The sequence below is a fragment of the Solihabitans fulvus genome, assembly GCF_008386585.1.
GTDB lineage: Bacteria > Actinomycetota > Actinomycetes > Mycobacteriales > Pseudonocardiaceae > Solihabitans > Solihabitans fulvus.
In genome coordinates this window covers 44,107-61,910 of sequence record NZ_VUOB01000085.1, presented here as the reverse complement: position 1 = coordinate 61,910, position 17,804 = coordinate 44,107, and the positions used below count along the sequence as shown (strand labels likewise).

The following is a 17,804-nucleotide window of genomic DNA, read 5'->3' as shown; positions in this document are numbered from 1 at the left end:
CCACCGGCGACGGCTTCGCTACGGTACGCGCATGCCGACCTGCCGGCGAGGTGTCAGCACCACCAGCGCGCTGGTGGCGGCCGCGCTTGCCCTGACCGGCTGCGGGACCCTGACCAGGCCCGCGGCCAACAGCGTTCCCCCTGCCGCGCCGACGACCACGACCAGCGCGACGCCCAGCGTCACGCTGCCGCCACGGCCGAGACCGCTGCCGCTCGGCTCGATCGACCCCTGCCGGATCCTCACCAGGGACCAGCGGACCGCGCTCAGCCTCGACAACTCGCCAAGTGACTATGTCGACAAGGCGTTCGGGAACGCGAAGGCGTGCACCATCCGGGGCCTGCGCACCGGCAACGTCGCCAGGCTCGCGCTGGTCACCGCGCAGGGCATCGAGGTGTGGCTGGACGAGAACGCGCAGACGGACGCCAGGCCGGCCTCCGTCGGCGGGTTCCCCGCGCTGACCGTCCGCACGCCGGGCATCGCCAACGCCTGCAACGTGGACGTCGACGTGGCCGACGGCCAGTTCCTCGACGTGCTGTTCCGCGACGGCGGCAACGACCGGCCAGCCCCGCAGGACACACTCTGTCTCGGCGCGCAACGGGTCGCCGAGGCAGCAATGACAAGCCTTGGGGCAAAGCACTGACCCACTCGGGCGGAAGTCGCGCCGGACGCTCCCCAGTGTCACTCCCGGTGGCTACAGTAACTCTGGCGTAGGACACGTCTGGGAGGTCAACCGTGCCTTATGACAACCTCTTCGACGGGGAGGGTGGCTCGCTGCCGCCCATTCCGACGCAGCAGAGCCTGCGTGTGGACCCGGAGGCGATCCCGCATCTGCGCAACGTCTTCTCGACCGCCCTGGTGAAGCTGGACAAGCAGATCGAGCTGGCGATCACCGAGGTGCGGGTGCGGCCGTGGGCAGGCGACCCGGTCAGCGCGGAGGCCGCGACCAAGTTCAACGAGCGGTCGTTCGACGCAGCCGACTCGGCGCTCACCGCGTTGCAGGGCTACCAGGCGCAGCTGAAGTCCGCGCTGGACGCACTCGGTCAGGTCGAACGCCAGTACCACGTGGTCGAGGGCGACAACACCGACCTGCTCAAGCAGGGCGGCTGCTGACCGGCGGTCGGCTCGGAACGACCGTGGTCAGCCAGTAGTCGAGGGGACTAGAGCTAGATGACTGACGGACACCGGTGGCGTGGCTACACCCACGAGGAGCTCTACCGGCAGCTCCAGAAGGGGCCGGGGCCCAAGGGCTCGCACGCGTCCATGGAGCGGTGGGCCGGGGTGTCCACGACGCTCGCCGAGATCAACGCCGACCTGGCCAAGGGTGTCAGCAAGTCCGGCGCGGTCTGGGAGGGCGCGGCAGGCGACCAGGCGCGCGGCGGGATCAGCCCGCTGGCGCAGTGGGCCTCCGACGCCCAGACCGGGGCCGACGTGATGCGGGTGTCCGCCGAGCTCCAGGCCGACTTCGTCGGCCAGGCGCGGGCCGACATGCCGCCCCCGGTGCCGGTGACCGCGGAGCGGCCCAACGACGTGGTGACCGTGCTCGCGCACGTGTTCGGCGCGCAGACCGACTACGAGAAGCAGGAGCACCGGCAGAGCGCCGCCGAGCAGCGCGCGTTCGAGGTGATGTCGACCTACGAGTCCAGCACCACGACCAACACCAGCACGCTCGGCCGCTTCGAGGCGCCGCCGCAGGTCGTGATCAATGCGGGCCCGGTGGCCGGCGCGGACGTCGTACCGGGTGTCGCGGCCGCCCCGATCCTCGACGGCGAGGTCGGCGGGGTGCCGTCGGCCAGGTCCGGCGGTCGCCGCACCGGCGCTCGCGGCGCGGCCCGCACGCCCGTCGCGCCTGCCGGAGCCGAGGAGGACGGCGAGCGCGGGCGCGGGCCCGGGCAGTCCGGCGGCTCGACGGCCGAGTCCGGGACGTCCACCAAGTCCGGTGGCCCTCGGCTCAACACCACGGCCAAGTCCTACGTGCCCGGCGCGGTCGGCATCGACGGCGTGGCGGGCGGCGGCGGTCTCGCCGGCGGCGGTGGGCTCGGCCCGGCGCAGCGGGCGGCGGACAAGCTCAAGTCGGGCCGCGACAAGGACACCACCTCGATCAGCGGCGCGGAGGGCGGATTCGCGCCTGCCCCGGCGACACTGGCCCAGCCGGGACAGGGGATGTCGCACGGCGGCGCGATCGGAGGGGGTAACTTCGCCTCGGACGACTCGGTGCACCGCCGGTCGACCGGCGCGAACCCAGGGCAGGGCTTCGACCCGTTCGGGGTGCTCGGCACGAAGTCCGAGGACGAGGACGACATCGAGCACGAGACCGCCGTCTACCTGGTGGAGACCGACGACATCTACGGCGTCGGCAACCATGCCTCGCTGCCGGTCATCGGGGAGAGCCAGTAGGGCTCTCGAGGAGAGCACCTAACCTATGACGATGTTCGGACTGGACCTCGGCGGCAACGACCTGCGCGAGCCGGTCACCATCTCGGCGCTCGAGTTCGACGTGCTCTGGGAACACCTCCGGCTGGAGGTCATGCCGCTGGTGCTGAAGGTGCCCTCGCCCGGCAAGACGCACACGGAGCGGGCCGCCCTGGTCAACTCCGTGTGGGCGGACCTCGGGCGGCGCGGGCTCGGCAGGCCCGTCGCCCTCGACCCCATGCTTGAGGAGCTGCTGCACCTGCTGAACCGCCCGACGCAGGAGGTGGACGGCAGGCTGTGGCTTGGCCGCAGCGTCCGGGTGCTCGCGGCGTCCAGGGGCGGCTCCGGCGTCCTCGCGGTGCTGGACAACGACCGGCTCAGCCTGCGGCCGGCGTCCGGCGAGGGCCTGCCGCGCGAGGCGCTGTCGGTGCTGCCGACCGCGCCGGCTGGCAGCGGCTACTCGGTCACGCTGCCCAGCGCCGACCTCGACGCGGCGGCGGCCAACGTCAGCAAGCCAGAGGACCTGGAGAAGGCGCTGCGGGAGCGCGGGCTGCGGCAGGACGACGCGCACGCTATGGCGGAGATGCTGCGCGACGCCGGCAACCGAGGCCAGTTCGGCGCGGCGGCCAGGGACAAGTGGGGCAAGCGGGTGCGGCCGGACCGCGTCGTCGGCTTCTTCGACACGCCGAACGGCCGCTACGTCCAGATGCGTCGCTCGACCGCGGGCTCCGAGCCGTGGAGCACGATCGCCCCGGTCGACTCCCGCCGCCTAACCCAGCACCTCACCGAACTCCTCGCCAGCGCCGAATAGCTGTCTTGAACGCCCCCTCACGACACCCAGTGTCGTGAGGGCACCCTGCACGACATCACACGGACTGCGGTCCGATGCCCTGGCAGGGTCGGGTGCGCAGGTCGGCGACGTAGTCGTCCGGCGCGCCCGCCGCCTCGGCGGCATCGGCCACCACGCCCAGGTACCGCGCGGAGGGCAGGCCGCCCTCGTAGGCGTCCAGCACGTACAGCCAGGCGACCACGGACCCCTCCAGGGTCTGCACGCGCAGCCGGATCTTCTTGTACAGGCCGAGCGCGCCCTCCCACCGGTCCAGGGTCGCCTCGTCCCGGGGGCTGACGTCGTACAGCACGGCGAAGACCTGCGTGTCCGCGTCCTCCACGATCGTGGCGAGCGCGCCTTCCCAGCCCAGGTCCTCACCGCCGAAGGTCAGTCGCCAGCCAGCGAGCCATCCGGTTCCCGCCATCGGCGAGGCCGGGGCTCGCTCCATCATCTGGTTCGGATCCATATTGGACCCGTACGCGGCGTAGAGCGGCACGAGCGACAGCCTAGCGACCCCGCGATCACCCGTTGGGACGCGCGACCGTTAGTCCCCCGATCCGTGCCACCGAGTCCCCCGATCCGCGCCGTCGAGTCCCCTCGATCCGCGCCGTCGAGGTCCCGCAAGCCGTGCCACCCCGAACCGGGCGAAACGCGACCGCGTACGGTTGCTGCTGCTGGCACCCGCCTACCCGAGGCGCTGGAGGAGGACCGAAGTGACCCGCATCGTGATCATGGGTGGCGGCCCGGCCGGATACGAGTCCGCGCTGGTCGCGGCCCCGCACGGCGCCGAGGTGACGGTCGTCGAGAGCGACGGCGCAGGCGGTGCCTGCGTGCTCTACGACTGCGTGCCGTCCAAGACGTTCATCGCGTCGGCGGGCGCGCGGTCCGCGTTCCGCGACGCCGACGAGCTCGGTATCCGCACCAACAACGCCGAGGCCGCCGTCGAGCTGCCCGTCGTGCACGGCAGGGTCAAGGGCCTCGCGCTGGCGCAGTCCGCCGACGTCAGGGCCAGGCTCCAGCGCGAGGGCGTGCGGATCATCTCCGGCAAGGCGAGGTTCTGCGACGACAAGCCGGGCCTGGCCCAGCACCGGGTCGCCGTGCAGCTCAACGACGGCAGCACCGAGGTGCTCGACGCCGACGTGGTGCTGATCGCGACCGGCGCGACGCCGCGCGTGGTGCCCGGCGCGGAGCCGGACGGTGAGCGGATCCTGACCTGGCGGCAGATCTACGACCTGCCCGAGCTGCCGTCGCACCTCGCGGTGATCGGCTCCGGGGTGACCGGCGCCGAGTTCGCCTCCGCGTACACGGAGATGGGCGTGAAGGTCACCGTCGCGTCCAGCCGGGACCGGGTGCTGCCGCACGAGGACGCCGACGCGGCCGCCGTGCTGGAGGACGTGCTGGCCGAGCGCGGCACCGAGGTGGTCAAGCAGGCGCGGGCCGAGAAGGTCGAGCGGACCGCCGACGGCGTGATCGTGCACCTCGCGGACGGCAGGACCATCGAGGCCAGCCACGCGCTGATGACCGTCGGCTCGGTGCCCAACACGGGCGACATCGGCCTCGACCGGATCGGCATCGAGCCGGGCAGGGGCGGGTTCATCCCGGTCGACCGGGTGTCGCGGACGACGGTGTCCGGCGTCTACGCGGCTGGCGACTGCACCGGCGTGCTGATGCTGGCGTCGGTCGCGGCCATGCAGGGCCGGATCGCCATGTGGCACGCGCTCGGCGAGGCCGTGAACCCGATCAGGCTGAAGACCGTGGCGTCCAACGTGTTCACCAACCCGGAGATCGCCAACGTCGGCATCAGCCAGCACGCGATCGACTCCGGCGAGGTGCCGGCGCGCACGATCATGATGCCGCTGGCGACGAACGCGCGGGCGAAGATGGAGGGCGTGCGGCGCGGCTTCGTGAAGCTGTTCTGCCGCCCGGCGACCGGTGTGGTGATCGGCGGCGTCGTGGTGGCGCCGAACGCCAGCGAGCTGATCCTGCCGATCGCGCTCGCGGTGCAGAACCAGCTCACCGTCGAGCACCTGGCGCACACCTTCTCGGTGTACCCATCGCTGTCGGGCTCGATCACCGAGGCCGGCCGGCAGCTCATCCGGCACGACGACCTCGACTGACCTTCCTCGACTGACCCTTCTCGACAGGAAGGCGCGCGCCGACCCCTCGCGGTCGGCGCGCGTTTCTGTCGGTGGTGCCGCTTACTGTCCTGACACAGCGTTCACGCGGTCACGACGGCAAGGGGACCAGAAATGTTACGAGGGCTGAGCACCATCACGTTCTTCGCGGCCGATCTTCCCGCCGCCAAGAAGTGGTACACCGTGTTTCTCGGCATCGAGCCGTACTTCGAGGTGCCCGGGTACCTGGAGTTCCGCCTCGGCGACTACCAGCACGAACTCGGCGTGATCGACGCCAGCTACGCGCCCGATGGCGTGGCGGCAGCTCCCGGCGGCGCGATCGCGTACTGGCACGTGGACGACGTCACGGCGACCTTCGACCGACTGATTTCCCTCGGTGCCAAGGAATTCGAGGGGATCCGGGAGCGCGGCGAGGGATTCGTGACCGCCTCCGTCGTCGACCCGTTCGGAAATGTCCTTGGCGTCATGCAGAACGCGCACTACCTGGAAATCCTCGCGTCCCGCTAGCGGTCGCCCAACGCCGTGGTCGCGACGGTCTTCCCTTGCGCCACAAGGCTTGCACCCCCGGCAAACCAGGGGAGGGACGGTCGACCCCTCCCCGAAGCGCCGTCACCCACCTCCGTTTCCGGCGCGCGACCCTCGCGCACCGCCGTCCGGTTCACTCGCCAAGCGCAACCGACACCGAGATGCCCGAGCCTTCGACCAGCAGTCGGCCGAGCGACATCAACCGCTCCCGCGCCTCCTCGCGGCACGCGGCCAGGTTGGACTCCGCCGGCCGCACGTGCAGGCGCTCGCAGCCCGTCGCGGGCGTCGGCCGCCGCTGCCCGGTCAGCCAGCGACGCCGTCGCCAGGCAGACAGGTGGGCCACGACCAGCGCAGGGTCGATGCCAAGTTCGCCGGACAGCTCGGCGACGGTCCGCCACCGTCGAGGTTCCTGAAGCAGGAACAGCAGCAGAAACAGGCCGGCGAGCGGTCGCCCAACGCCGTCCGGCTCGCGCACGTCGGTCATCGAGTGTTTCCCATGGCGTGCTTGGAGTGCGCGCCGTGCCGCGCGTTGAGGAGGGCGAGGCGCGCGCTGAGCACCAGGCGGCACGGAACGGGGTGCCGGCGACCGAACAGGGCGCGGCGCCGGGCGCAGGCGCGGCAACAGCCGTTCTCGTCCGGGGTGTGCCCGTCCATGAGGGAGCGGAAGGCGTCGACGAGTCGAGGCACGTCCTCGTGCGCCATCGACAGGACGGCTCGGTCCGTGCCGCGCGTGGCCACGCGGACCATCGTGTCGAGGGTCGCCTCGATCCCGTTGATCACTTCGTTGTACATGCCGTGCCCTTCCCGCGTTTACGGCCCGACGGGGCGCGAGGTGTGCGAGGCCCTCACGACCCCGCCGGGTGCCAGCAGGGCTGCAGGCGCATCACCGCCAGGAGACGACCCGTGTGCCACAGAGGGCGACTGCCCTGCCAACAGAGCCGAGATTAACGGGGACAAGAAGACCACACCATCCTTCTAATGGGTACATGTAGCCCCTTAGTTGCGATCGATAGGCTCACGTCATGCCAGCCCAGCGGACACGGTGGAAGCAGGATCTCGGCGCGCAGCTGGAGAAGCTGCGCAAGGCCGCAGGCAAGTCGGCCGCCGAGGTCGCCACCATGCTCGGGACGACGGAGTCGACCGTCAGTCGCACCGAGTCCGGCTATCTGCGTCCACAGCGGACGGCACTCGATCGGGCTCTGGCCTTCTACAAGGCGACCGAGGAACAGTGCACCGAGGCTGTCGCACTCTGGGAGGCAGCGGGGGAGAAGACCGAGCGCGTCCGGCTTCCCGCCGATGCGCCCAAGACGTACCGAACGCTCGTCCGCGCCGAACGCGAGGCCGAGGTGGTGCGAGCCATCGAGTCTCTGGTCATCCCAGGCCTGCTGCAAACAGCGCGCTATGCGCGAGCGCTGACCGTGGCAGCACACCGGTTCCTCGACCCGAACACCGCGCACGACGCCTACGTCAACGCCCGACTCAAGCGCCAGCAGCGGCTCGACGGCCCGCATCCGTTGAGGTTGCACGCCCTGATCGACGAAGGCGTCATCTACCGCACCGTCGGCGGCCCCGACGTGATGCGCGAACAGCTCGGCCACCTGTTGGCCGTCGGTGGCCGGCCGAACGTCACGATCCAAGCGATTCCCAATGACGCGGGCGCGTACGGCCCGATGTCCGGCCCCTGCACGATCATCGGCTACGCGGGTTCCGAGCGCCTGCCGGCGGTCTACCTGGAGTACCTCACGGGCGGCGCGTGGGTGGACAATGCGGGTGACATCGAACGCATCACCGCCATGTTTGACGACGTAGTCGGGTTGGCACTATCACCCGCCGACACGGCGGACGTGATCCACCTACGCATGAGGGCACTCGAGAACCAATGACGAACAACACGAGATGGCGTAAGAGCACCTACAGCGGAGGCGGCAACAACAACTGCGTGGAACTGGACCGCCGCACCAACCAGACCAGCATCCGCGATAGCAAATCGCCGCAGATCGCGGCATTAACCTTCCACAGCCCCACCCTCGACAGCTTCATCAACGCGATCAAAGCTGGTCGGCTGCAATGACCAACAACACGAGATGGCGTAAGAGCAGCTACAGCGGAGGCGGCAACAACGACTGCGTGGAACTGGACCGAGCTGCAATGACCAACGCCATCGGCTGGAGAAAGAGCACCTACAGCGGTGGCGGCTCGAACGAGTGCGTGGAGCTGGGTCGCCGCACCGAACAGACCAGCATCCGCGACAGCAAGTCGCCGCGCACCGGAACGCTGACCTTCCGCGCCGCCACCTTCGACAACTTCATCGACGCGATCAAAGCCGGCCGGCTGAACAGCTAGGCACGCCAACGAAAACCGACCGAGGGGGACGACCGACAACGGCCGTCCCCCTCACCCGCACCACGCTTGTGCAGTCAGGCGCGCATTGCCTCGATGAGCCGCATCGCCAACGGCTCGGCCGGCACCGTCTCCCCCGCCTCGAAACGCACCAGTTCGGCCTCCGGCACGCCGACCGCCTCGGCGAGTCGGGTCTGGGTCCAGTCCCGCTCCTGGCGAGTGACGCGCACCAGCCGCACCAAATCCTCGGTGTCGTGCGGGTGTTCCGCCTTCGCCTCGGTCACCAACCTGGGCGACCCGAACCACTCACGACGCTCGGACATGCACAACACTCCTTGCGGTCACAACTCCTGTCGACAGCATTCACACTATCGACTCCGCCGGCGGGACCCGCTCGGCTACCTCGACGAGGAAGTCGACCTCCCGCCGCAACCTGGCCGCATACAACCCAGACCGCAGCCGCATGCAGTTCATGCTGATGCTCCCCGGATCCTCGCTCCACACGCTGGCCCCGCGCCTGCGGCGTTTCGCGCCGCCGCCCGCCACATCGACGACTCCGGGCGGCAGCGGACCGACGTCGCGCACCCGCAGCGTGCAGGAGTGCGCCCACTGGCTCCGCACCGGTGAGCTGTTGTCGAAGCCTTCTCCAAGGCACTCGGACTCGGTGACCAGCTCGAAACGGCGACCCCGGTGCGTGCCCGACAACGTGCGGACCCTGGTGTCCCCTCGGCCGTCCCCGGTGCGCGGGACGGCGTACCGCTCGACCGTGGTCTGTCCCCACACCTGCTCCCGGATCAGCCTTGGCAGCACCACCCGACCGAACCACGCGGGCAGGACGAACAGCCTGGCCAGCAACAGGATGATGCCCGTCCAGGCGGCAACGCCGAGTAGCGCCAACAACGTCCCGATCACAGGTTCAGGTCGCCGCTGATGGTGCCGTTGATCCGGTCCTCGCCGATCTGGCCGTAGTCATAGATCTTCTTGCTGTTGTCGCCGTACGTCTTGACCTTGCCGGCGATCTTGCTGTAGTCATTTCGCTCCTGGTCGCCGTTCTTGATCGTCGGGATCTTGAACCCCTTCTCGGGATCATGGGTCAGGCCGATCTGCTCCGCCGCCCGCTTCTTCGCGGAGTCCTTGACCTTGGCGCCGAGCTGGTTCTTGACGGCGTCGCCCACGCCGACCTTGGCGTGCTTGCCCTCGCCGGCCGCCTTCCGCACCCCCTCCAGGGCCTTGCGGCCCGCGCCCTTCTCGCCCATGAACTTCGTGACGGCCTTGGACGACCTGAGGAACTCCTTGAGCTTGGCGAGGACCGCGCGGATCTTGTTCAGCAGGGTGGTGAACTTGCTGACCTTCTGCGTGACCTTGGCGGTCGTCGTCGCGGCCTTGACGGCGGTGACCCCGCTGGCCGCCGCCGTCGAGCCGCCGAGGGTCACCGGCGCGGCCGCCAGCGCGGCGACCCAGGTGACGATCAGCCACTCGACGAGGTCGGTCAGCAACCCCTTGATGAAGTCCTCGATCACCTGCATCAACATGCTGCACACCTGCAACAGCTGGGCGATGTCCCCGGCCCTGCCGGCCACTCCGGCGACCCCTTCGGCGAACTTGCCGAGCCGCTCCTGGGCGGCGTCGGCGGAGGGGCCGTGCCAGTCGGCGAGTTCCGTCTTGAGCGCGTTCGCCATGTCGGTGTTGAGCTTCTCGATGTCCTTGCCGACGGTGCCGAACTTCTTGGCGGCGTCGGTGAGCGCGTCCGGGTTGCCCGACACCAGGTCGATGGCCTGTTTGATCGGGGTGCAGATGTTGATCAGGAAGCCGAGGCCCTGGCCGATGAGCCAGTTCAGCGGGTCGGCGGCGATCTTGGAGATCGCGTCGGTACAGGACGCCGTGAACGCGCCGACGTCCGTGATGGTGGCGGCCATGTTGACGCCGCCGGACGCGGGGGTGAGGTCCCGGTAGATCTTGCCGGCATTGCCGAACGGGCCCGGCTGGAGGTCGATGAACCTGTCGCCGTAGTCCTTGCCGTTGTAGTTGTTGCCGACGGTCTTTCCCACCGCGTCAGCGTTGTTGCCGCCGTCGAGCATGGCGTCCGCCGTGGACATGGTCAGTTACCTCCCACGGTGGGGATGCTGTCGCCTGCGGCGTCCAGGTCCTTGTGCAGTTGCTTCGCGCTCTGCTGCACCGTCGCGTCCGTCTGCCGATAGGTGTCCGCGCACCCCTTGAGGTGGTTGCCGACGTGCGACACGCCCTGCGCCATCTCCTCCATGAACTGGCTGAAGTCGTCCATCATCGACTGGTAGGCCGTCCACGCGATGGGCTGGCCGATCAGTCCCCAGGACACCGCGGGCACCACGGCGGCGCTGGCCTTGGCCTGGATCTCCGTCACGCGCGTGGAGAAGTCGCCGAACTGCTTGCCGCACCCTTCGAGCTTGGCCGGGTTGGCGTTGAACATGTCGCCCATCAGTAGTCGTCCTCCCGGTTGAACATGCTGCGGACGTACTCGTCGTCCCGGTCGACCGGCTTGGTGGTGGGCTGCGGCGTGACCGGCTCGTCCGGCGTCGCCGACTCCTTCCGCAACAGCTCGCGATCGCTGAAGTCCTCGTCGGCGCGTTTGGCCTGCTGCTCCGCCGGTGGCTGGAGCGAGGCCCGCAGCTCCTCGACCGGGGTGCCCAACACTTCGGCCTGCGTCTCCAGCACCTGGTCGAGCACGTTCATGCTGTCGCCGACATACCGCTGCACGATCTCGGCCTGCTGCCGTGCGGCGTCGGCCACGGCGGCGTGCATCGCCGCCAACACCGCGCTGGACAACGCCGAAGCGCCCTGGTGCAAGGCACGATCGGTGATCTGGATGTTGGTCACCGCGCCGCCGGGACCCGCGGTCACGGTCACCGTCCGGTCGGGCGAGGACGCCGCCGCGTGCACCGCAGTGATCTCGTCCTGCATCCCGTCGTACCGGGTGAGCGCGTCCTCCGCAGGCTGGACACCCTCCTGGAACCGCTCGAACTGCCTGACGAGATCCTCGAATTCCTGACTCATGCATCCCCCGGAGCTCGTGGGCGGGCGACGGCTACCGGCCGTCGTCGCGGGATCGCTCTACGGGGTCCAAGATCGAGGCTTTCAGCGCAGGAGACAAGGCAAGTGGGGCGGCCATATATGGCCGCCCCACCCCGTTCGGCTAGCTCAACGCTGACGACTCAACGCTGACGACCGTGCTCGGCGCGGCCGGTCCCGGTCATCCGCGCGGCGGTCTCAGCAGCGCTGCCACCCGCCGGACCAACTCCCGTTCCCCCGGTACTTGCAGTACCAGTTGTTGTCCGTGCCGATCGTCTCGACGCCGACGGGACTGTTGAACGCATACGCCCCGTTGGGCGTGGACCTGCGCGCCTGCCCGCCGAGATTCTTCCAGCCGCCGGAGCCCTTCCAGGCGTGGAAGATCTCGTAGTCGGTGCCGACCACGAAATACTCGACGTTGCCGCCGCCCCAGTCGAGCGTCGAGTAGTCGAATTCGCAGAACGTGTAGCCGACATAGCCGTAGACGGTGATCTTGCACACCGTCAGGTGCGGCGCCACCGCGCTCGGCGTGCCGACCCTGGTGACCTGGACCGGCCCGCCCACGGTGTTCGCGAGCTGGTCAACTCTGGTCGCGGACGCCGCCGCGGCGGGCGCCACTGCGGAGGCCTGCCGCGCGCCGTCCGGGGCCTGCGCCGCCGAAGCGCTCGCGGTGGCCAGCCCGGTCAGCGCCAACCCGGTCAGGGCCAGTCCCGCGACGGAACCCACAATGATCGATCTAATGCTGTTGAACATCAGCCGCTCCCCCTGAATTGTCTTCACGGATGCTGCGGACGGTATTCCGCGCGAGCTGAACACCGTTGGCCCAACGCTAGACCCGAACAATGCCTTGGTCGTCACACCCGGGTTTGAGATGTCGCGAATTCAGGTAAACCCGCGTGGTAGCAGGCCCTACCGTCCGTCGGTCCGATCCTGGAGCGGCGGCCACCCATTCAGGTCCGTGGGCGGCTGGTCCTGCACCGGCCGGGGCGACTGGTCTTGCACCGGCCGGGGACGGGGAAGGAACAGGTCTCGCCAGATGACCCTTGATGCCGCCGCAACGTTGTCCCCGTTGCTCCCGGCAAACCATCCCTTCCTCCCGGAGATTCCAAAAAAGGAAGTCTCACCAAAGTATCCACCGGAGCGTTCGACTATCTGACTTCGGATAATCAAGAAGGCAATATTCGCCGCCAGCACCGCAATAAAGAACGCGGGGGTGAAATCCAACAATCGCGAAGTATGCCCAGGTCCCGACCTGTCGCCGCCAACCCAAGCGGAGCCAAGGAAGCCGACGCTGCCGGCGATATTCGCCCGAAGCGTCCACACCGCCCTGCGCCACTCTCGCGTTTGGCGTAACTCACCTAAGTCTGTACTCATCCCAACCCCCACGTAGGCCGCACGATGGCTGACCGGAATGAGTATCCGCGCGAAGATCCTCCTGAGCCACGAATGTGACGAAGGGAGCGGCTGGACTCAGCCGCTCCCTCGCTCACTACATGATCTCCGACCTGCGCAAGCAGGCGAGTAATGCGCTCACTCGGCCCAGTCGAACGTCTTCGTGACGGCCTTCTTCCAGTTCCGGTACAGGTCCTCGCGGGTCGCGTCGTCCATGGACGGGTCCCACTGCTTGTCCTGCGCCCAGTTCTGCCGGATGTCGTCCTCGCTCGCCCAGAACCCGACGGCGAGGCCCGCCGCGTAGGCCGCGCCGAGCGCCGTGGTCTCGTTGACCTCGGGACGGATCACCGGCACGCCGAGGATGTCCGCCTGGAACTGCATGAGCAGCTCGTTGACGACCATCCCGCCGTCCACCTTGAGCGACTTCAGCGGCACACCGGAGTCCGCGTTCATCGCCTCGATCACCTCGCGGGACTGGTAGGCCGTGGCCTCCAGCACCGCCCTGGAGATGTGGCCCTTGTTGACGTACCGGGTCAGGCCGACCAGCGCGCCGCGCGCGTCGGACCGCCAGTACGGCGCGAACAGGCCGGAGAACGCCGGCACGATGTAGCAGCCGCCGTTGTCGTCGACGGTGCGGGCGAAGGTCTCGATCTCGTCCGCGGAGCTGATCAGCCCGAGGTTGTCGCGCACCCACTGCACCAGCGAGCCGGTGACCGCGATGGAACCCTCCAGCGCGTAGATCGTCGCGTTGTCGCCGATCTTGTAGCAGACGGTGGTGAGCAGGCCGTTCTCGCTCATCACCTTGTCCGTGCCCGTGTTGAGCAGCACGAAGTTGCCGGTGCCGTAGGTGTTCTTGGCCTCGCCCGGCGACAGGCACGCCTGCCCGAACGTCGCCGCCTGCTGGTCGCCGAGGATGCCGGAGATCGGCAGGCCGCCGAGCGCGCCGCGCGCCCGGATGTTGCCGTACACCTCGGAGGACGAGCGGATCTCCGGCAGCATCGCCAGCGGCACGCCCATCTCGGCGCAGATGTCCTCGGCCCAGGTGAGCGTGTCCAGGTCCATCAGCAGGGTGCGCGACGCGTTGGTCGGGTCGGTGGCGTGCACGCCGCCGTCCGGGCCGCCGGTCATGTTCCACAGCACCCAGGTGTCCATGTTGCCGAACAGCAGCTCGCCCGCCTCGGCCTTCGCCCGCGCGCCCTCGACGTTGTCGAGGATCCAGCGGATCTTGGGGCCGGAGAAGTACGTCGCCAGCGGCAGGCCGGTGCGGTCCCGGTAGCGCTCCTGCCCGCCGCCGAGCGCGCCAAGCTCCTGACAGATCTTGTCGGTGCGGGTGTCCTGCCAGACGATCGCGTTGTACACCGGCTTGCCGGTCGAGCGCTCCCACACCACAGCGGTCTCCCGCTGGTTGGTGATACCGACGGTGACGATGTCCTCGGTGACCAGGTCGGCCTTGGCCAGCGCGCCCGCGGCGACCTGGCGGGCGTTCTGCCAGATCTCCTCCGGGTTGTGCTCGACCCAGCCCGCCTTCGGGAAGATCTGCTCGTGTTCCTTCTGGTCCACGGCGACCACGTGGCCCGAGTGGTCGAACACCATGCACCGGGTCGACGTCGTGCCCTGGTCGATCGCGGCCACGTACTTGCTCATGCTGGCGGTTTCCTTTCGCGGTTTGAGGATCAGGAGGGCGGTGCCAGCGCGATCAGGAGGGCAGGGCCAGCGCGAACAGGCCGGCCAGCACGCCGCCGACGACCGGCCCGACCACCGGCACCCAGGAGTAGCCCCAGTCCGCCCTGCCCTTGTTCTTGATCGGCATCAGGAACGCGTAGGCGAGGCGGGGCCCGAGGTCACGGGCCGGGTTGATGGCGTACCCGGTGGGCCCACCAAGCGAGGTGCCGATCACCAGCACGACGAACGCGACACCCGCGTAGCCAAGCGCCGAGTTGCCGAAGGTCGGGACGCCGTCCGCGCCCACCTTCACCGACGGGCTCAGCAGGATCCACGCGACCAGCACGAAGGTGCCGATGATCTCCGTCACGAGGTTCCACGTGTAGTTGCGGATCTGCGGCGCGGTGGAGAACACGCCGAGGGTGTTCTGCGGCTCGTCGTGCGCGTCGAACTGGAGCTTGTAGACCGCCCAGCACAGCATCGCGCCGATGATCGCGCCGGCGAACTGGCCGAGGATGTAGACGGGGACCTTGTCCCAGTCCACCTTCTTCGCCACGGCCAACCCGAGGGTGACCGCCGGGTTGAGGTGCGCGCCGCTCGGCGCGGCGATGCTCGCGCCGGTGAAGACCGCGAAACCCCAGCCGATGTTGATGAACAGCGTGCCCGCGCCATGGCCGTTGGTGTTCCTCAGCACATGGTTGGCGACCACGCCGGCGCCGAGCAGGATCAGCACTGCCGTGCCGATCATCTCCCACAGGAAAATCGAGCCCATGCTCATGTCCGCCGACCTCCTAGCCGTCGTTGAAACCGGACTGGAGGGGGCATGTGTCCGGGTCCGGCAACTCTGCCCACCCCTAACTGACCAGCGACGCTACTTCGACATTCGATCAGTTGTCTACGCCCCGTGCATGTCGAAAGTCACCCCCTGGGCCGCAAGAACCAGGTCGCAGCGACACGAACGGGTTGGAGCGCGCTAACGGGTGACCCGTAGTGCCCGGAGCTGGGCGTTTCCGGGTAGCGTGACCGAAGTCCGCACAGTCGCGCGCAGGGAGGCGGGGTCCGTGGCCAACCGCAAGTCCCCAGAGGGGCCGAAGAACTCCACCGCAGAGATCGTCACGGGCCGACTCGGCCCCGACCAACGCGAGGAGTCCTGGGAACGGCTCGGCTCCGAGACCTTCGACGTCGTGATCATCGGCGGCGGTGTGGTCGGCGTCGGCGCTGCCCTCGACGCGGCGACCAGAGGCCTGCGGGTCGCCCTCGTCGAGGCGCGCGACCTGGCGTCGGGCACGTCCAGCCGGTCGAGCAAGCTGTTCCACGGCGGCCTGCGGTACCTCGAACAGCTCGAGTTCGGGCTCGTCCGCGAGGCGCTGCGGGAACGCGAGCTGATGCTCACCAGGATCGCGCCGCACCTGGTCAAGCCCGTGCCCTTCCTCTACCCGCTGACCCACCGCGGCTGGGAACGTCCTTACACCGCCGCGGGCCTGCTGATGTACGACACCATGGGCGGCGCGCGGTCCGTGCCCGGCCAGAAGCATCTGACCAGGGCGGGCGCGCTGCGGATGGTGCCGGCGCTCAAGCGGGACGCGCTGATCGGCGGCATCCGCTACTACGACGCGCAGGCCGACGACGCCCGGCACACCATGATGGTCGGCCGCACCGCCGTGCACTACGGCGCCGTGCTGCGCACCTCGACCCAGGTGATCGGCTTCCTCAAGGAGTCCGACCGGGTCGCCGGTGTGCGGGTGCGCGATGTCGAGGACGGTCGGGAGACCGAGATCCGGGCGCACGCCGTGATCAACTGCACCGGCGTGTGGACCGACGAGTTGCAGCGGCTGTCCGGCAGCAGGGGCCGGTTCCGGGTGCGCGCGAGCAAGGGCGTGCACATCGTGGTCCCGCGCGACCGGATCGTCTCCGAGTCGGGCCTGATCCTGCGCACCGAGAAGTCCGTCCTGTTCGTCATCCCGTGGCGCAACCACTGGATCGTCGGCACCACCGACACGGACTGGAACCTCGACCTTGCGCACCCCGCCGCCACCAAGCACGACATCGACTACATCCTCGAACACGTCAACACGGTCCTGGCCACCCCGTTGACGCACGAGGACATCGAGGGCGTCTACGCGGGCCTCCGGCCGCTGCTGGCCGGCGAGAGCGAGTCGACGTCGAAGCTCTCCCGCGAGCACGCCGTCGCGCGGGTGGCTCCCGGGCTGGTCGCCATCGCGGGCGGCAAGTACACGACGTACCGGGTGATGGCCGCCGACGCGGTCGACGCGGCGTCGGTCGACCTGCCCGGCCGGATCCAGGAGTCGATCACCGACAAGGTGCCGCTGCTCGGCGCGGACGGCTACCACGCGCTGGTCAACCAGGCCGACCACCTTGCCGCGAAGTACGGCCTGCACCCCTACCGGGTGCGGCACCTGCTCGACCGGTACGGCTCGCTGGTGCACGAGGTGCTCGGCCTCGCCGTCGACGACCCCGACCTGCTGCACCCGGTGCCGGGCGCGCCGGACTACCTCCAGGTCGAGGCGGTCTACGCGGCCAGCCACGAGGGCGCGCTGCACCTCGAGGACGTGCTGACCAGGCGGACCAGGATCAGCATCGAGTACCCGCACCGGGGCGTCGAGTGCGCCGAGCCGGTGGCCAGGCTGCTCGCGGGCGTGCACGGCTGGGACGAGGAGCAGGTGGCCCGCGAGGTCAAGGTGTACACGTCGCGGGTGGAGGCGGAGCGCGCCTCGCAGACCAAGCCGGACGACCAGGCCGCCGACGCCGTCCGCGCCGCCGCGCCCGAGGCCCGCCCCGAACTGGTCGAGCCCGTCAGCTAGTCGCGTGTCCGGGAACGTTCGCCGGGTCCACCGACCACGTTCCCGGACACCGCAGTAGTTTCGGGCCCCATGAGCTGGCTTCCTGACGAGTTCGTCCACCCGGTCCACGTTCCGCTGCCGGGCGGCGCACATCACCTGCGGCCGATCCGGGAGGCCGACACCGCGCTCGACTACCCGGCCGTGATGGGCTCCCGCGAGCGCCTGTGGGATATCTTCGGCCCGGCCTGGGGTTGGCCAAGGGAGACGATGACCCGCGAGGAGGACCGGGTGGATCTCCTCCGGCACGAGCAGGAGATCGCCGCCCACCAGTCCTTCAACTACGTGCTGCTCGACACGCCGGAGACCGCCGTGCTCGGCTGCGTCTACATCGACCCGCCCGAGCGGGTCGGCGCGGACGGCGAGATCGCCTGGTGGGTGGTGGACGACCTGGTCGGCGGCGAGGTGGAACGCGCGCTGGACGCGCTGGTGCCTCGGTGGATCGCCGCCGACTGGCCGTTTCGGCAGCCCCGCTACCTCGGCCGTGACATCTCCTGGCAGGACTGGCTCGCCCGGCCAGAACACGCCTGACCCGGTTCGAACCGGGCAAGCCCCATTCGAACCGGGTCAGCTCAACATGAAACGGGTCGGCCCAACTCAGGCCGGTGA

At 69.3% G+C, this 17,804-nt stretch carries 22 protein-coding genes; 11 read left to right on the top strand and 11 right to left on the bottom strand.

The genetic code is table 11. The features are described 5' to 3' along the window. Nucleotides 1-31 precede the first annotated feature (31 nt). From F0L68_RS37990 to F0L68_RS37975, 4 genes are all read left to right on the top strand, one after another. Entirely contained in the window at nt 32-640 is a 609-nt protein-coding gene (locus F0L68_RS37990) for a DUF3558 domain-containing protein (protein WP_149854756.1), read from the top strand. A gap of 92 nt (nt 641-732) precedes the next feature. After that, a complete protein-coding gene (locus tag F0L68_RS37985) occupies nt 733-1,110 on the top strand; it encodes a transcriptional regulator (protein ID WP_149854755.1) in 378 nt (125 codons plus the stop codon). 57 nt (nt 1,111-1,167) lie between these two features. Then, nucleotides 1,168-2,394 carry a PPE domain-containing protein gene (locus F0L68_RS37980; protein ID WP_149854754.1) on the top strand — a complete coding sequence of 409 codons (1,227 nt, stop codon included), beginning with the start codon at nt 1,168-1,170 and terminating at the stop codon, nt 2,392-2,394. A gap of 31 nt (nt 2,395-2,425) precedes the next feature. Next, nucleotides 2,426-3,220, top strand: a complete 795-nt coding sequence (locus F0L68_RS37975) for an ESX secretion-associated protein EspG (RefSeq protein WP_306463217.1) — start codon at nt 2,426-2,428, stop codon at nt 3,218-3,220. Nucleotides 3,221-3,275: 55 nt separating this feature from the next. On the opposite strand, the gene F0L68_RS37970 is transcribed toward F0L68_RS37975, so the two are convergent. Further along, the gene (locus F0L68_RS37970) at nt 3,276-3,734 is read right to left on the bottom strand and encodes a gamma-glutamylcyclotransferase family protein (protein ID WP_149854752.1); all 459 of its coding nucleotides are present in this window, start codon (nt 3,732-3,734) and stop codon (nt 3,276-3,278) included. A 217-nt stretch (nt 3,735-3,951) separates the two neighbouring features. On the opposite strand from F0L68_RS37970, the gene F0L68_RS37965 reads away from it, so the two are divergent. Next, complete coding sequence (locus F0L68_RS37965; protein ID WP_149854751.1) at nt 3,952-5,355, top strand: NAD(P)H-quinone dehydrogenase; 1,404 nt, start codon at nt 3,952-3,954, stop codon at nt 5,353-5,355. Between the two features lie 132 nt (nt 5,356-5,487). After that, on the top strand, nt 5,488-5,880 hold the full coding sequence (locus tag F0L68_RS37960) for a VOC family protein (protein ID WP_149854750.1): 393 nt from the start codon (nt 5,488-5,490) through the stop codon (nt 5,878-5,880). Between the two features lie 151 nt (nt 5,881-6,031). Here F0L68_RS37960 and F0L68_RS37955 read toward each other — a convergent pair whose 3' ends face one another. Beyond that, nucleotides 6,032-6,382: a hypothetical protein gene (locus F0L68_RS37955; RefSeq protein ID WP_149854749.1), complete on the bottom strand. Its 351-nt coding sequence runs from the start codon at nt 6,380-6,382 to the stop codon at nt 6,032-6,034. Further along, nucleotides 6,379-6,690, bottom strand: a complete 312-nt coding sequence (locus tag F0L68_RS37950; protein WP_149854748.1) for a hypothetical protein — start codon at nt 6,688-6,690, stop codon at nt 6,379-6,381. The genes F0L68_RS37955 and F0L68_RS37950 overlap by 4 nt, the downstream gene beginning before the upstream one ends. Nucleotides 6,691-6,920: 230 nt before the next feature. Between F0L68_RS37950 and F0L68_RS37945 the strand changes: the two genes are divergently transcribed. Genes F0L68_RS37945 through F0L68_RS37935 form a run of 3 tightly spaced genes read left to right on the top strand, consistent with a single transcriptional unit; the run spans nt 6,921 to nt 8,241 of the window. Continuing rightward, on the top strand, nt 6,921-7,781 hold the full coding sequence (locus tag F0L68_RS37945; protein WP_149854747.1) for a helix-turn-helix domain-containing protein: 861 nt from the start codon (nt 6,921-6,923) through the stop codon (nt 7,779-7,781). Then, nucleotides 7,778-7,969, top strand: coding sequence for a DUF397 domain-containing protein (locus tag F0L68_RS37940; RefSeq protein WP_149854746.1), 192 nt, complete (start codon nt 7,778-7,780; stop codon nt 7,967-7,969). The genes F0L68_RS37945 and F0L68_RS37940 overlap by 4 nt, the downstream gene beginning before the upstream one ends. Next, entirely contained in the window at nt 7,966-8,241 is a 276-nt protein-coding gene (locus F0L68_RS37935) for a DUF397 domain-containing protein (protein WP_149854745.1), read from the top strand. The genes F0L68_RS37940 and F0L68_RS37935 overlap by 4 nt, the downstream gene beginning before the upstream one ends. 74 nt (nt 8,242-8,315) lie before the next feature. Here the strand turns inward: F0L68_RS37935 and F0L68_RS37930 are convergent, their stop codons facing one another. The 8 genes from F0L68_RS37930 to F0L68_RS37895 form a co-directional block, all read right to left on the bottom strand. Then, nucleotides 8,316-8,561: a helix-turn-helix transcriptional regulator gene (locus F0L68_RS37930; RefSeq protein ID WP_149854744.1), complete on the bottom strand. Its 246-nt coding sequence runs from the start codon at nt 8,559-8,561 to the stop codon at nt 8,316-8,318. A 40-nt stretch (nt 8,562-8,601) separates the two neighbouring features. Further along, complete coding sequence (locus F0L68_RS37925) at nt 8,602-9,150, bottom strand: hypothetical protein (RefSeq protein ID WP_149854743.1); 549 nt, start codon at nt 9,148-9,150, stop codon at nt 8,602-8,604. Next, nucleotides 9,147-10,334: a WXG100 family type VII secretion target gene (locus tag F0L68_RS37920; protein WP_149854742.1), complete on the bottom strand. Its 1,188-nt coding sequence runs from the start codon at nt 10,332-10,334 to the stop codon at nt 9,147-9,149. Before F0L68_RS37920 ends, F0L68_RS37925 begins: the two co-directional genes overlap by 4 nt. A gap of 2 nt (nt 10,335-10,336) precedes the next feature. After that, complete coding sequence (locus tag F0L68_RS37915) at nt 10,337-10,693, bottom strand: WXG100 family type VII secretion target (protein ID WP_149854741.1); 357 nt, start codon at nt 10,691-10,693, stop codon at nt 10,337-10,339. Continuing rightward, nucleotides 10,693-11,268, bottom strand: coding sequence for a YbaB/EbfC family nucleoid-associated protein (locus F0L68_RS37910; protein ID WP_149854740.1), 576 nt, complete (start codon nt 11,266-11,268; stop codon nt 10,693-10,695). The genes F0L68_RS37915 and F0L68_RS37910 overlap by 1 nt, the downstream gene beginning before the upstream one ends. 213 nt (nt 11,269-11,481) lie before the next feature. Beyond that, nucleotides 11,482-12,036 (bottom strand): PLL family lectin, encoded by a 555-nt coding sequence (locus F0L68_RS37905; RefSeq protein ID WP_149854739.1) that lies wholly within the window; start codon nt 12,034-12,036, stop codon nt 11,482-11,484. A 777-nt stretch (nt 12,037-12,813) separates the two neighbouring features. Then, on the bottom strand, nt 12,814-14,319 hold the full coding sequence (gene glpK, locus F0L68_RS37900; RefSeq protein ID WP_149854738.1) for a glycerol kinase GlpK: 1,506 nt from the start codon (nt 14,317-14,319) through the stop codon (nt 12,814-12,816). A 52-nt stretch (nt 14,320-14,371) separates the two neighbouring features. Next, complete coding sequence (locus tag F0L68_RS37895; RefSeq protein WP_149854737.1) at nt 14,372-15,115, bottom strand: MIP/aquaporin family protein; 744 nt, start codon at nt 15,113-15,115, stop codon at nt 14,372-14,374. A gap of 283 nt (nt 15,116-15,398) precedes the next feature. Here F0L68_RS37895 and F0L68_RS37890 point away from each other — a divergent pair, with 283 nt between their 5' ends. Beyond that, nucleotides 15,399-17,159, top strand: a complete 1,761-nt coding sequence (locus F0L68_RS37890) for a glycerol-3-phosphate dehydrogenase/oxidase (protein WP_438672351.1) — start codon at nt 15,399-15,401, stop codon at nt 17,157-17,159. 69 nt (nt 17,160-17,228) lie between these two features. Beyond that, a complete protein-coding gene (locus F0L68_RS37885; RefSeq protein WP_149854736.1) occupies nt 17,229-17,726 on the top strand; it encodes a GNAT family N-acetyltransferase in 498 nt (165 codons plus the stop codon). Nucleotides 17,727-17,804 lie beyond the last annotated feature (78 nt).

What these genes read in the sequence shown, in the direction of transcription:
- F0L68_RS37935 (WP_149854745.1), top strand. Translation starts at nt 7,966, where the DNA reads ATGACCAACAACACGAGATGGCGTAAGAGCAGCTACAGCGGAGGCGGC.
- F0L68_RS37990 (WP_149854756.1), top strand. Translation starts at nt 32, where the DNA reads ATGCCGACCTGCCGGCGAGGTGTCAGCACCACCAGCGCGCTGGTGGCG.
- F0L68_RS37920 (WP_149854742.1), bottom strand. Translation starts at nt 10,334, where the DNA reads ATGTCCACGGCGGACGCCATGCTCGACGGCGGCAACAACGCTGACGCG.
- F0L68_RS37975 (WP_306463217.1), top strand. Translation starts at nt 2,426, where the DNA reads ATGTTCGGACTGGACCTCGGCGGCAACGACCTGCGCGAGCCGGTCACC.
- glpK (WP_149854738.1), bottom strand. Translation starts at nt 14,319, where the DNA reads ATGAGCAAGTACGTGGCCGCGATCGACCAGGGCACGACGTCGACCCGG.
- F0L68_RS37945 (WP_149854747.1), top strand. Translation starts at nt 6,921, where the DNA reads ATGCCAGCCCAGCGGACACGGTGGAAGCAGGATCTCGGCGCGCAGCTG.
- F0L68_RS37980 (WP_149854754.1), top strand. Translation starts at nt 1,168, where the DNA reads ATGACTGACGGACACCGGTGGCGTGGCTACACCCACGAGGAGCTCTAC.
- F0L68_RS37955 (WP_149854749.1), bottom strand. Translation starts at nt 6,382, where the DNA reads ATGACCGACGTGCGCGAGCCGGACGGCGTTGGGCGACCGCTCGCCGGC.
- F0L68_RS37895 (WP_149854737.1), bottom strand. Translation starts at nt 15,115, where the DNA reads ATGAGCATGGGCTCGATTTTCCTGTGGGAGATGATCGGCACGGCAGTG.
- F0L68_RS37960 (WP_149854750.1), top strand. Translation starts at nt 5,488, where the DNA reads ATGTTACGAGGGCTGAGCACCATCACGTTCTTCGCGGCCGATCTTCCC.
- F0L68_RS37905 (WP_149854739.1), bottom strand. Translation starts at nt 12,036, where the DNA reads ATGTTCAACAGCATTAGATCGATCATTGTGGGTTCCGTCGCGGGACTG.
- F0L68_RS37940 (WP_149854746.1), top strand. Translation starts at nt 7,778, where the DNA reads ATGACGAACAACACGAGATGGCGTAAGAGCACCTACAGCGGAGGCGGC.
- F0L68_RS37930 (WP_149854744.1), bottom strand. Translation starts at nt 8,561, where the DNA reads ATGTCCGAGCGTCGTGAGTGGTTCGGGTCGCCCAGGTTGGTGACCGAG.
- F0L68_RS37950 (WP_149854748.1), bottom strand. Translation starts at nt 6,690, where the DNA reads ATGTACAACGAAGTGATCAACGGGATCGAGGCGACCCTCGACACGATG.
- F0L68_RS37915 (WP_149854741.1), bottom strand. Translation starts at nt 10,693, where the DNA reads ATGGGCGACATGTTCAACGCCAACCCGGCCAAGCTCGAAGGGTGCGGC.
- F0L68_RS37910 (WP_149854740.1), bottom strand. Translation starts at nt 11,268, where the DNA reads ATGAGTCAGGAATTCGAGGATCTCGTCAGGCAGTTCGAGCGGTTCCAG.
- F0L68_RS37885 (WP_149854736.1), top strand. Translation starts at nt 17,229, where the DNA reads ATGAGCTGGCTTCCTGACGAGTTCGTCCACCCGGTCCACGTTCCGCTG.